10 protein-coding genes are annotated in these 12,822 nt (G+C 39.6%); 4 read left to right on the top strand and 6 right to left on the bottom strand.

Annotated elements, in window-relative coordinates; translation table 11 throughout:
* Window positions 1–4 precede the first annotated feature (4 nt).
* Window positions 5–451 carry a nucleoside deaminase gene (locus ACRD69_RS00410; protein ID WP_430813076.1) on the bottom strand — a complete coding sequence of 149 codons (447 nt, stop codon included), beginning with the start codon at window positions 449–451 and terminating at the stop codon, window positions 5–7.
* Window positions 452–645: 194 nt separating this feature from the next.
* On the opposite strand from ACRD69_RS00410, the gene aspS reads away from it, so the two are divergent.
* Window positions 646–2,403, top strand: a complete 1,758-nt coding sequence (gene aspS, locus ACRD69_RS00405; protein WP_430813075.1) for an aspartate--tRNA ligase — start codon at window positions 646–648, stop codon at window positions 2,401–2,403.
* A 456-nt stretch (window positions 2,404–2,859) separates the two neighbouring features.
* Here the strand turns inward: aspS and ACRD69_RS00400 are convergent, their stop codons facing one another.
* The gene (locus ACRD69_RS00400; RefSeq protein WP_430813074.1) at window positions 2,860–4,494 is read right to left on the bottom strand and encodes a hypothetical protein; all 1,635 of its coding nucleotides are present in this window, start codon (window positions 4,492–4,494) and stop codon (window positions 2,860–2,862) included.
* A 421-nt stretch (window positions 4,495–4,915) separates the two neighbouring features.
* Between ACRD69_RS00400 and ACRD69_RS00395 the strand changes: the two genes are divergently transcribed.
* Genes ACRD69_RS00395 through ACRD69_RS00385 form a run of 3 tightly spaced genes read left to right on the top strand, consistent with a single transcriptional unit; the run spans window position 4,916 to window position 8,873 of the window.
* Window positions 4,916–7,909, top strand: coding sequence for an AsmA family protein (locus ACRD69_RS00395; RefSeq protein WP_430813073.1), 2,994 nt, complete (start codon window positions 4,916–4,918; stop codon window positions 7,907–7,909).
* Entirely contained in the window at window positions 7,902–8,522 is a 621-nt protein-coding gene (locus ACRD69_RS00390; protein ID WP_430813072.1) for a thioredoxin domain-containing protein, read from the top strand. Before ACRD69_RS00395 ends, ACRD69_RS00390 begins: the two co-directional genes overlap by 8 nt.
* A gap of 24 nt (window positions 8,523–8,546) precedes the next feature.
* Window positions 8,547–8,873, top strand: coding sequence for a hypothetical protein (locus ACRD69_RS00385; RefSeq protein WP_430813071.1), 327 nt, complete (start codon window positions 8,547–8,549; stop codon window positions 8,871–8,873).
* A 71-nt stretch (window positions 8,874–8,944) separates the two neighbouring features.
* Here the strand turns inward: ACRD69_RS00385 and ACRD69_RS00380 are convergent, their stop codons facing one another.
* The 4 genes from ACRD69_RS00380 to ACRD69_RS00365 all read right to left on the bottom strand — a co-directional run bounded on the left by ACRD69_RS00380 (window position 8,945) and on the right by ACRD69_RS00365 (window position 12,821).
* Complete coding sequence (locus tag ACRD69_RS00380; RefSeq protein ID WP_430813070.1) at window positions 8,945–9,478, bottom strand: peroxiredoxin family protein; 534 nt, start codon at window positions 9,476–9,478, stop codon at window positions 8,945–8,947.
* Between the two features lie 49 nt (window positions 9,479–9,527).
* Window positions 9,528–10,574 (bottom strand): tRNA 2-thiouridine(34) synthase MnmA, encoded by a 1,047-nt coding sequence (mnmA, locus tag ACRD69_RS00375; RefSeq protein ID WP_430813069.1) that lies wholly within the window; start codon window positions 10,572–10,574, stop codon window positions 9,528–9,530.
* A 267-nt stretch (window positions 10,575–10,841) separates the two neighbouring features.
* Complete coding sequence (locus tag ACRD69_RS00370) at window positions 10,842–11,618, bottom strand: prephenate dehydrogenase/arogenate dehydrogenase family protein (protein ID WP_430813068.1); 777 nt, start codon at window positions 11,616–11,618, stop codon at window positions 10,842–10,844.
* Between the two features lie 105 nt (window positions 11,619–11,723).
* Complete coding sequence (locus tag ACRD69_RS00365; protein ID WP_430813067.1) at window positions 11,724–12,821, bottom strand: chorismate mutase; 1,098 nt, start codon at window positions 12,819–12,821, stop codon at window positions 11,724–11,726.
* Between the last annotated feature and the right edge of the window lies 1 nt (window position 12,822).

Here is a 12,822-nt window from a genome sequence, read left to right as displayed (position 1 = left end):
CTTACTATCTTTTTTCTCTGAAAAAGTCCTGAATAATCTGTTGGCATTCATCTTTCATAATACCCACCGACACTTCGGTTTTAGGGTGGATCAGGGAGGGGTGACACCGGGCAAAGCCTCTTTTTTCATCGCTTGCACCATAAACGACCCGTTTTATCTGCGACCAGTTAAGGGCTCCAGCACACATAACACACGGTTCCAATGTGACATATAAGGTGCATTCGTTAAGGTATTTGCCACCCAGGAATTCAGCAGCCGATGTTATGGCAAGCATCTCGGCATGAGCTGTTACGTCATTCAGGGTTTCTGTTAAATTATGTGCCCGGGCGATTATCTGGTTGTTACATACAATGATGGCACCTACAGGTACTTCATTCTTTTCTTTCGCTTTTTGTGCTTCCACAAAAGCTTGTTTCATAAAATATTGGTCAGAAAAATTTATTTCACTCATGCTTGGTTCTTTTATCAACAGGCTGCAAATTAGATGATAAATGTCATCTATTGGGGTCTTTGTTTAAAAAACTCCGACCTAAAACTCTCAACAGCTTTTTTGTATGCTTTTTCTTACTATTTTCGCAAAGATAATTTTAAACGTCAATATCGTTGCATACATTTGCCAGTTGGCAACGATAAATAAGAATTACAATGTACAGGACACATACGTGCGGAGAATTAAGAATTGAGCACATCAATCAATCGGTAACACTTAGTGGTTGGGTGCAAAAGGTAAGAAACCTTGGGGGAATGACCTTTATCGATTTGAGAGATCGATATGGGATTACCCAGTTAGTTTTTAACGAAGAAACACATAAAGAGCTATGTGAGCAAACAGCTGAACTTGGCCGTGAGTATGTGATTCAGATCAAGGGTCAGGTTGCTGAAAGAAGCAATAAAAACAATAGAATTCCTACTGGTGATATTGAGATATTGGCTGAGGAGTTAACGATATTAAATTCATCGGAATTGCCACCGTTTACCATTGAAGATGAAACTGACGGAGGTGATGAATTGCGAATGAAGTACCGTTACCTGGATTTACGTCGTAACCCGGTACGTGAAAACCTGGTACTTCGCCATAAAATCGGTTTCGAAGTACGTAACTATCTTAATAACCAAGATTTTATTGAAACTGAAACTCCTGTTTTAATAAAATCTACTCCTGAGGGTGCACGCGATTTTATCGTGCCGTCACGAATGAACGAAGGTCAGTTTTATGCCTTGCCTCAGTCGCCGCAGGTATTTAAGCAGTTGTTAATGGTCAGTGGTTTTGACCGCTATTTCCAGATTGTGAAATGTTTCCGCGACGAGGATTTACGTGCTGACCGTCAGCCTGAGTTTACACAAATTGACTGTGAAATGTCGTTTGTTGAACAGGAGGATATCCTGAATACTTTTGAAGGAATGACCAAGCATTTGTTCAAGACAATTAAAAACGTGGACATTGATTATACATTCCCACGCTTGTCATATGCAGATGCAATTAAATACTATGGCTCAGATAAACCAGATACACGCTTTGAAATGAAGTTTGTTGATTTAACTGATGATGTTAAAGGTTCTGAGTTTAAATTATTCAATGAGGCGGAGTATGTAGGTGGTATTTGTGCCGACGGATGTGCAACATACACACGTAAGCAATTGGATAAATTGACTGACTTTGTTAAGAAACCACAGATTGGTGCCGGTGGCTTAATTTATATCAAATTCAATGCCGATGGTACTGTAAAATCTTCAATCGATAAGTTCTTCTCAGCAGAACAGCTAAAAGAAATTGGTGCTAAATTTAACGCTAAGGATGGCGACCTGGTATTGATACTGGCAGGTGCACTTAATAAGACCTTAACGGCACTTTGTGAGCTGCGTCTTGAGATGGGTGAGCAAATGGGCTTACGCGATAAGAATAAATTCTCTCCTCTTTGGGTTGTTGACTTCCCATTGTTGGAGTGGGATGAGGATTCAAACCGTTTCCATGCAATGCACCACCCGTTTACTTCTCCGAAGGCAGAAGATATGGATAAACTGGACAGTGCTCCCGGTGATGTTCGTGCCAATGCCTATGACCTGGTAATCAATGGTGTTGAAATAGGTGGTGGTTCTGTACGTATCTTTAATGATGAGCTGCAGCAAAAAATGTTTAAGCTATTAGGATTTACTGAGGAAGAAGCAGAAAGCCAGTTTGGATTTTTAATGAATGCGTTTAAATATGGTGCACCTCCGCATGGTGGTGTGGCATTTGGTTTCGATCGCCTGGTATCATTGTTTGCAGGTTTAGATTCGATCCGTGACGTAATTGCATTCCCTAAAAATAATTCAGGTCGTGATGTGATGATCGATTCACCATCAACGGTTGCACAGGAGCAATTAAATGATTTAAGTATTGCTCTTAATCTGAAAGAGCAGTAAGATTCAAAATCACCTATCCACGGTGCCTTAAATACAAAGGCCGGGGAAACAAGAATATATCCATACGCCAGGAGTTTTACTCCATGCGTATGGATTTTTTTTACCCGGATTTAAACCTTGCAGCTGCTACTGTTTCTATGATGTAAAGGAGCAATGGGATTGATGGATATTGCTTATGTAGCGAAAGGTTTAAGCTTTGCAACCGAAAGGTTTAAGCTTTCAGCCTAAAAGGTTTAAGCTTTGCACTCAAAAGGTTTAAGCTTTTGACTCTTCTTATATTTTACGGGTTAAATGTTTCAGACTTAAAGTATAGTAACAGACAGATTACTTGTTAACCCATTAACAGTCGAATTCCCTAATAATTTAACGGGCTAATTAATCTATTAACCTGCTCAGGCATCTATCTCACTTCATGCTTTGTCTTTGATCTTAAGACGCTTGTTTATTATCAGGTATTTAAAAATTATAATACAAACTTTTCAATGAAGTGCGAACTCCAAAATAGAAGTGTTGGGTATCCATTGTTTCTGTATCATTCTCGAGCTTTCTGATACGTGCTCCTGCCACAATATTAAACATGTTACGTGGGTTGATCAGGAAGGAGATGTTAACATCAGCATTGTAAACATTGGTTTCCAAACCCTGGCCTATGGTGTGACCATAATCATAGGGGCGTTGAGTATTTGGCATCAAAACATTTTTTCCCCAGCTTACTCCATCATCAAAGTCATCGCCATATTTGGTTGCCATTAGCTCTGCCTTGAAGTGCCAGCGGTTCTTTCTGTATTTAAGAATGGCCAGTCCTTCGCGGAAGTTGGCACCCAGAATATGTGCCATAGGTTGATTTAAATGCCCATAGGCATAAATACTTGTATAATGTGAATAGGTATAAGGTCTGACCTGGTTATACTCCACTTGCAGGTCAAGTTTTTCAATGCCAAACAGGTCAAAGGTTCGTGCCCCTAGCTGAAATCCATGTTTGTTGGCCCACCATTGATCGCCACTAAATACTTCGTCAAACTTAAACTCTCCCAAAACAAACTGTCCATAAAAAGTTAACCAATCGGCTGCAATGTAGCGGGCGTTCAGACCCATGGTCACATTATCGGGCGACCCCAGGTTATACTCAACCGGTCTGAAAAATCCGAAGGGGTTCAGGTAATGCATATCAAAGCCCCTGTGCCCGCTTGTATCCTGCTCAGCATATGTAACGTTTGCATAAAAGCCAACACTCAGGCGTTTGTTAACATTCCAGTCTAAATACTGATGTACGCCATATTTGCCATCAAAACGGTAGTCATTATCAGCTTTGAATTGATCAAATTCAAGCATCTTATTCCACATGATCATATATTTGATCTTCCAGAAGTCTGCTGTAAACTTTACATATGGATAGCTAAAAGCGCCATCTGATAATAGCAGGGAGCGGTGTCCGTCGCCAATAAAGTGTTTGCCATTACCCAGCTGGAAGTTAAAGTATTTAGCAAAGTTAAAACCAATATAGCCCGTAGCCTGCGCATAATCATGACCGTCAGAACCAAAGTCCTTACGTTGACCTTCGCCAGGCATCATGCTTGTTTCGCGGGCAAACTGGTTAATGTAATTGGGAACTACAGCCTGGTTTTCCATGAAATCGGTATAAAAATAGAGGTGTTTACCAATGTTACCTTTGATAAAAAGACCACGTGTATTTTTCCAGGTAGTTATGCCCTCATTGTTTTCACGTCCACCTTCAAAGGCAAATATGGGGTTCACTACAATGTTTATATCGTCTTTGTCAAGCTTTAACAGATCATCATGAAAGATACGTTTCCAAAAGTTCAGTTTACCCTCCGGAATACGTAAACCATCATATAGAACAGAGTCGGTATTAATGATGGCGTTAAGTTCATCCATGCGGTATTGTCGCACTGAAGTATGAAAACCTGATCCAGGTTTGTATACGTACCTTTCAAAGGGAGAATAGTATGGATCTTCGTAATGACTAATTGATTGTGCATTTAATGCACTGCATGAAATTAAAGTAAGGGTAAATACAATCAGACTGGATTTGTACCAGGTGCGAACAAGACTCAGTAAACAGTATAACATGGAAATAAGTTATTTTTAAGACGAATATACGATATTAACCTGAGCATCCTATACGCCATGGAGTAGGCAATGTTTCGTGAAAAGAAGGGATACTGAACAATAAGGCACAAAAAAAGAGCTAAAAGCCGTTTCATCTCTCGTTATCCCGCAAACGGTAATACTTTCACCAGGATCCTCGTACCCTTATTATAGCGAGGTGCCACAGCTTTTGGCTCCATAACTGAATTCGAAATCTCATCCTCGAGACCAATTTCAATTTACGATAAGCAACAGGGTCTGTCAACATAATTAGCAACTTTTTTACTTAAATATTAAAAAAAACTAAGTTTTTGGGTTGAATAGGGCGCATAACAGCTTTAAATCATAAATTTGTCTTTAACAATAAGTAAATAGATTACTTCCTGGTAATGATTATTTGAATATGAAGCGATTACGAAGAGTTCTAAGTATATTTTCACTGGTGTTTATCGGATTACTATTGGGCTTGATCCTTATAGCAGAGTTGGCTGAGAACAAAGTGGCAGGTATTGCATTAAAAACAATCAATGAAAATGTAGATGCTACTATAGCCGTTGAAAACATTGACTTATCCCTTATCGCCAATTTGCCTGATGTTACGCTTGAATTTAGTAATGTTGAAGTAACGACGGTCAGTGATACCTTAACCCGGATTGATCGTTTGTATATTTCGGCAGAGTTGATGCCATTATTTAAAAACCGCTTTAATATTATTGAAATAGCTCTTGAAGGCGGCTGGCTAAACTATAAGATCGATAGTGCAGGGAAAACCAACTTCGATGCTTTTTTAGCTGTGCCGGAAGATGAGCAGGCGGAAGATACCACAAGCAACCAACTATACTTATCATTGAAACACCTGGAACTGAATAATATATTTTTCTCCTTTACCGATATTCCCGATGATATTAATGCCTGCTTATACATCGATGAAGGATTAACAAGTGTATACATCGATGATGAGAACCAAAAGATAGCCTTTGATGGTGCCTTAAGGGCTAATCAATGCAAGTATCCGCAAAGTAAATTGCATTTGATGGAGGAGATAAGGGTGGAACTGGATGTGACTTATTTTAATGACAAGCTAACTGTTAGTAATTGTTTTATTGAAACAGATGGAGCCAATGTAAAGGCGAGTGGTGAAATTGCACTAGGTGATGACATTTATACAGATGTGAGTGTATCATCGGCAAATTTTGATCTTGAGGAATTAAGTAAATACATTCCCGATACTTTATTAAGTAACTATGATGTGCGTTATGTATCAGGTTTAGCAAGCCTGCAAGCAGATATTAAGGGTATTTACAATGATAGTGTCATGCCCCGCATCGATGCCGGTCTTCGGCTTAAAGAAGGCCGTATCGCTATAGGTGATTATCCGGTTCTTAATGGCATCGGCTTTTCAGGAGATTATAGCAATGGAGCGCTGATGAATGCACAAACTACCCATGTGAATATAGATACCTTGTCTTTTAGCGCAGGAGCAAGTCATGGCTTTTTGAGTGGTGGCATTGAAAACCTTGATAAAATAAGCTACAGGGCCAAAGCAGCTTTACAGCTCGATCTGGATGATATCTTTGCTCACTTGCCCGATACGCTTCTTAACGACCTCAGCGGACAGCTTAAACTGAATGCTTCAAGCTATGGAGTGTTACCAAATAAGTTTGATGAGCAATTTGCCGATTATATATTGGACAGAACGGAGCTAAATATGCAGTTGACAAATGTGGATGTTCAAATGGATTCACTACTTAATCTGGATGATGTTAATGGTCAGCTGGCCTATAAGAAGCAGGCTTTTGAAATTGATAACCTTTCAATGGTCTTACCCGATTATGGCTTGACATTAACCAGGGCTGATGTTAATGCCGATTATGAAGGACAGCTTGCACAGTTGAGTTCATTGGGTATTAACATCTCTAATTTTGATATTGCAACAACGCACAGCTGGTTAAAGGGAGAGGCCAGTTTTAATAATCCGGATTACCCGCTTTATAAGCTGGATGCGGATGCACAGATTAAGCTAAGCGAGTTCATGGCTTTTGTGCCCGAATCTCAACTTAAGTCCATGACAGGTACAGTTGCTGCTTCAGTTAAAACAGGGGGGCAATTGCATTTAGATTCCATTGCCGACAATATGATGAAAACCCTATTTACCCAAAGCGCTTTAAAGGCAGAGTTAAATAATGTTGGTATTGAGATGGAAAGCTATCCGGTAACAATAAGTCAGCTTTCGGGTACGGTGGGTTTGCAGTCTGATTCCATTCATATGGATAATATATCGGGCGATTTTAATGGAATAGCATTTGATACCGATTCAACCTTTGTAAAGAATATATACTCAGCCTATTGGCTGAACCAGCCCGATACCATTAAGGCAGAGGGCTATTTGAATTTAGGTGATATTGACTATGCCATGTTTGAACCGTTTATGGCTGTTGAAGAAAACGAAGAGGCAGAGATAGTTGATGATGAAGCTGTATCGGAGCCGGCCCGCTACCATTTTGCAGCTAAAGGAAAAGTAACAGCCCAAAGCTTCTGGTATGGCAATGCACTGCTTGAAAACATGAGCGCGCTGTATAATGTATCAGATAGCTTATACATAGCCGATCAAATAAAGGTTGATGCGTTTAAAGGACAGATGAATAGTTCGGTTAAAGTGGAAATGCTGCCTGACGATGTAATGAAGATTAACTTTAAAAACAGTACCAGGGGACTCGATATCAACCAGCTTTTATATGACTTTGACGACTTTATGGATTATACCGATGAAGTATATATTAGTCATGAGCAATTAAGTGGTGTTCTTAATACTGATAGTTTAAGCGGGCAGTTTATTATAGCAGGTGACTCTGTAGATATTGGAAAAGTTAAGTTAAAAGCTAATCTTACATTGGAAGATGGACGATTAAGAGGCTATCCTATAACCAAAGAGATGGGGGAGGATTACAATATTGATGGTCTGGATGATCTGCAGTTTAAAACGTTAAACACGAAACTATTTGTAACAGGAGGTTCGATATATGCACCATTAACAAATATTAAAACCAACACCTTTGATATAAGCCTGTTTGGTAAACAAGAGTTTGATTTGGATTGTCAATACCATATTCGTTTTTATCTAAAGGAAATCCTTCGAAAAGGAAAGACCAACCGATTAGAACGTAAGCAGTCAAAGGAAGGGAAACAGGATGATTATGGCGGTACGAAAGGATTAACATCATTGTTTGCAGTTTATAAGATAGAAAATGGTAAAACGGTTAAGAGTTCATTAGAAGGTAAAGATTCTCAAATGAGAAAAAAGATGAAGAGCTTAATATATGTGAAAGAGCAATTTGCGGAACTGGAGTTTCATCCATTAATTGTAAAGTATAATACAGGTGTAGTTGATAATGAGTAAGGGTATTAAGGGAAAAAATATATGGTTGATTGCGATAGTGACTTTGCTTACTGGCATCGCAGGTGTTACTACTTTAAGGCACTATAATAATGCAAAACTTTTAGATGAGCTAAATACTGAATTGGAGAATGATATTGTGCTTGGTGATTATAATGCACCAAAGAATATTATATTGTTTTTTGATTATAACTGTGGATACTGTAAAAAATTTTTCAAGCAGGTGTATCCGCAATTAGACAAGGAATATATTAAAACCGGTAAAGCGAAACTAACCCTTCGGCTGATTTGTAGTGGTAATGATGAAAAGGCGCTGTTGGGCTATCAAACAGCTATATGTATTAATAAGTACGGTAATTTTGGCAAGCTTCACAAGTTGCTTTTGCATCAGAGTAACATCATATATTCTACCCAATTTCAGGATTTGGTAGAAGGATATATCAGTAGTAATGAATTTCTGGGAGAGTGCATCTTAAGCTCTGATCAGAATGATGTAATACGCAATATTTATCAATTTCAGGAGTTAAAAAGTAAAGGAACTCCTACATTTGTAATTGACGATGAGATAATCGTAGGTCTTAAAGACTTTAGTTTTTTTAAGAAGATATTAAATTAGAACTTTAACTTTAAAATGGATGATATGAATAAGCTAGTTAAGATTTTACCTGCTGTATTGTTGATGTTTTCTTTATCAATAGTTGGATGTAGTGATGATGATTCAGAAGAGACATGTAATAAGAATGATTCTAACATCGGTACATGTTCTGCAGATGACATTACTGCATGTTGTGATGATTCAGGTTCTTGTTATTTTATTTATCAAGGAACGGAGTATGCCTCAGCAGGAGATTTAGCTGCAGTGTGTCAATCTTCAAGTGCAATGCAGTTGAAGGCTATTGAGATGGAATTAGATGCCATTACACAACAGCTTATCAACGAAGCGCGCACTGCCGCTCTTTGTGACTAAGATATTGAAACTAAAAAAGGAAGCCCGGTTAACAGCTGTTAACCGGGCTTTATAAATTATCTGGCAGCTCTTCATTCCCAAAAGCGATACCAGCCTTTACGTTTGAGGCGCTTCAGTTTTTTATCCAATTCATCGCCGCGCAGGTTAAGCGCAATAATAACACCCTCTTCATCAATTAAAAAGCTCGACGGTACACTGCGAATGCCATATTGTTTGGCAACTGTGTTTCGCCAGCCTTTCAGGTCACTTACATGATGCTGCCATATCAGCTTATCGTCTTTAATCGCTTTTATCCAGGCGTCCTCTTTAACATCCAGTGATACGCTTAAAATGGTAAAGCCTTTGGCATTGCCAAATACATCGTCTTTATACAGCTTATAGGCTTCAACCAAATGCGGGTTTTCTTTGCGACAGGGTGCACACCAGGAAGCCCAGAAATCTATCAGCACAATCTGCCCCTTTAGTGAAGACAGGGATATGGATTTCCCATTGGGCGTATTTTGCGTAAAATCAGGCGCTATATCACCTACCTGATAGGTTTGAGACGCAATATCAGCAGGGAACAAAAGTAATCCGGCTAATATAAATGTAATGAATACTCTCATATCGGGTTAATTTTCGTTTACTAAGATAAGCAATTAATTAACGCATCAACTAAACTATTCCTCCTGCAATAATCATGTCATTTGTGTAAATAACAATTGATTGACCGGGAGTAATAGCCCAAACTTCTTCGTCAAAAATAATATGTAAGCTACCGTCAGTAACTGATATTTTGCCCCAGTATCCGGGTACACTATCCAATCCGCGTATGCGAATAAATAATTGTTTATTTTTCCACAGCGACTCATCATCACAGATGCTAAAGCTTGTAAGTGTTAATGATCTCGCGTTCAATGATTCTCTTTCACCAGCAATCAGCTGTTTCTTCTCAGGGTTTATGGCAACAACACACTTCCCTTTTGCTATGCCTTCAATGCCGCGTCTTTGGCCAATGGTATAAAACGGAAAACCATCATGATGTCCCAGTATTTTGTTGTTTTCGTCAATTACCTCACCGGCCGATAGAGCTGGATGATCTTCAGATAGTAGTTCAGTCAGGTAATTACGATAGTCGGTGCCGGCTAAAAAGCATACACCCATGCTTTCTTTTTTGTCGGCTATTTCACCATAGCCAAGTTGACGGGCAAGATCACGCACTTCCTGTTTATGAAGAGCGCCCAGTGGAAATATGGCTTTACTTATTACTTTCTGTGACAGGTTCCAGAGAAAGTATGACTGATCCTTATTGGGATCGGCACCTTTTTGAATATAATAACGGCCATCAACTAAGGCCTTCTGTACATAATGACCAGTGGCAATGAATTCACATTCTAATACAGCGGCTTTTTCAAGTAAGTACTTCCATTTAATGGTTTCATTACATTTAATGCATGGGTTTGGCGTGCGCCCATTTAAATACTCATCAGCGAAATAGCGGATAACAGTTTCACGAAACTCATTTCTGCAATCAATCACATGGTGATCAATGTTTCGCTCCTTAGCCAGTTTCTTTGCGGCAATAATACTGGCGTCTGAATCGTCAGTGTGTGTTTGCAAGGTGCACCCAACTACTTCGTAACCTTCTTGCTGCAACAGAACTGCCGACATGGAGCTATCCATTCCACCACTCATTCCTAATAATACACGCTTTTTATCCATATGTGCTAAAATTGCTGCGAATTTACTAATAACCTGAGTTCGATATAAAATTTTTGGCTCAAATCGCTTATAAAAGTTTAGTTTCAAGGTATGTCTGTGAAAGCAAAGCGAGCTATTGTGAACATATATGACGATGAAAATGAATAGTTATAAGCGAAACACTTAGCTTTGGACTAAGGTTCGTATTATTTTAAGAGCTTAGTAATGAAAAAAATGCCCGCCAATCCATATCGATTAACGGGCATTCGCCTATCACTATTATTAGTGCTACTCTTCTATGTTCTGTCTTACTTTATTTAAAAAGACCTGCATACCTTCAGAATCCTTCTTATCGATCAATTCAAGTAAATGTTTTAACTGGAAACGTATATTCTCCACCTGTTCATATGTAAAAGGGTTGAATAAGATCTCAGTGAGCAAATGATCCTCTTCCGAAAGCAGGCCTTTAGCTATATTCATATGCTTGGTAAATGTCGTACCGGGAGCTTTCTGGTGTTTCATACATGCGGCAAACACCAGCGATGATGAGAAAGGAATGGATAAAGAATAAGCAATTGTTTCATCATGTGCGTCAAAGCTGTACTCATGAATGTTAAGTCCGAGTGAGGCATAGAAATCTTTGAAAAAGGCTTTTCCTAAATGGTCGCTTTGGCTTATGATGATAGCATGATGCATACGCAGGTCCTGCAGGTTGGCAAAGGTTGGCCCAAACATGGGGTGAGTGGAAACGTAACGCATACCACTATTCTCATAAAATTCCTGCAAACCAGTTTTTACCGATGATATATCTGATATGATACAATCTTTAGGTAAATATGGTAGTACTTCTTCAAAAGCCGCTAAAGTATATTTCAGACTTACTGCATTGATCAGAAGCTCCGGACCAAACTCTGTTATCTCGTCCAGCTTTGTCAGTCGTTGCGTATTAAAAACATATCGAAGCCTGGCAATGTCTTTGTCAAAGATCGCCACTTCATGCTGAAGGCACAAGGCATCTGTTAACCAGGTACCCATTTTTCCGGCTCCAAGAATACAAATTTTCATTTTATTGGTATCAAGTGTCAAAACTTGAGAAAAAAGATAAAGGATTCAGGGTCTTGTGCATTATGGCATTGCCCTGAATCTCTGTACTCATGTCTCTTGTCTAATTTATTTCTTTGCGAGCTCTTTATTCATCACCTTGTTTTGGCGATTAATTGATTCCTCATGAATGTGCTCATAAACCTTCACCACAAATTCAGGACTAAGCCCAACCTCTTCAGCCTGAAGACGACGGTTGTTCATAACTTCATCATAGCGACGGGTTTGAAGGATGGTAATGTTGTTCTCGTGCTTGTATTTACCAATAGCTTCCGAAATCTTCATACGAGACTTGAGTGTCTCTAATAACTGCTTATCGATCTGATCAATTTTCTGGCGCAGTTCGTCAAGTGTTACACGAGGTGTATCGCCAATTGCCGAACGTCGAACAACCAGGTTTTGTTTTATTTCACCTAGGCGCTCTGGTGTAACCTGCTGACTGGCATCACTCCATGCCTTTGACGGACACATATGTGATTCAATGATCAAGCCATTAAAGTTAAGGTCAAGTGCTTCCTGAGAGATATCTGCGATCATTTCACTCTTGCCGGTAATATGGCTCGGATCGGTAATGATTGGTAACTCAGGAATGCGTCGGCGTAACTCAATTGGGATTTGCCATTCAGGGTTGTTACGGTACTGACTCTTGTCGTATGTGCTAAAGCCACGGTGTATGGCGCCTATCATTTTAACGCCTGCACGGTTTACACGCTCAATAGCACCAATCCACAATTCCAGATCCGGATTGACCGGGTTTTTAATTAGCACCGGTTTATCAACACCTGTTAATGCGTCTGCGACTTCTTGCACAGCAAAAGGGTTGGCTGTAGTGCGGGCTCCAATCCACAACATGTCAACACCAAATTTTAAGGCCTCGTATACATGGTGTGCATTGGCAACTTCCACCGCCACAAACATGCCGGTTTCTTCTTTTACTTTTTTAAGCCAGGGCAGACCAACTGTACCAACACCCTCAAAGGCACCTGGTCTTGTTCGTGGCTTCCATATACCGGCTCTGAATATTTTAACACCCTGAGCAGCCAGCTGACGGGCTGTTTCAAGAGTTTGTTCCTCTGTTTCGGCACTACAGGGTCCGGCAATTATAATTGGACGCTTTAATTCCAATCCCGGTAGCGCAAGTGGTTGTAAGTCTAATTTATGTTCCATG

Source organism: Carboxylicivirga agarovorans, assembly GCF_050589845.1.
In the GTDB taxonomy this organism is placed as follows: Bacteria; Bacteroidota; Bacteroidia; order Bacteroidales; family Marinilabiliaceae; genus Carboxylicivirga; species Carboxylicivirga agarovorans.
Note: the sequence above shows the minus strand (reverse complement) of the source record. Positions and strands in the feature narration are given on the sequence as shown.

Coding starts and splice junctions, on each gene's coding strand:
- ACRD69_RS00365 (WP_430813067.1), bottom strand. CDS start 12,821: ATGGAACATAAATTAGACTTACAACCACTTGCGCTACCGGGATTGGAA.
- ACRD69_RS00385 (WP_430813071.1), top strand. CDS start 8,547: ATGAATAAGCTAGTTAAGATTTTACCTGCTGTATTGTTGATGTTTTCT.
- ACRD69_RS00410 (WP_430813076.1), bottom strand. CDS start 451: ATGAGTGAAATAAATTTTTCTGACCAATATTTTATGAAACAAGCTTTT.
- ACRD69_RS00370 (WP_430813068.1), bottom strand. CDS start 11,618: ATGAAAATTTGTATTCTTGGAGCCGGAAAAATGGGTACCTGGTTAACA.
- ACRD69_RS00380 (WP_430813070.1), bottom strand. CDS start 9,478: ATGAGAGTATTCATTACATTTATATTAGCCGGATTACTTTTGTTCCCT.
- ACRD69_RS00400 (WP_430813074.1), bottom strand. CDS start 4,494: ATGTTATACTGTTTACTGAGTCTTGTTCGCACCTGGTACAAATCCAGT.
- ACRD69_RS00395 (WP_430813073.1), top strand. CDS start 4,916: ATGAAGCGATTACGAAGAGTTCTAAGTATATTTTCACTGGTGTTTATC.
- aspS (WP_430813075.1), top strand. CDS start 646: ATGTACAGGACACATACGTGCGGAGAATTAAGAATTGAGCACATCAAT.
- ACRD69_RS00390 (WP_430813072.1), top strand. CDS start 7,902: ATGAGTAAGGGTATTAAGGGAAAAAATATATGGTTGATTGCGATAGTG.
- mnmA (WP_430813069.1), bottom strand. CDS start 10,574: ATGGATAAAAAGCGTGTATTATTAGGAATGAGTGGTGGAATGGATAGC.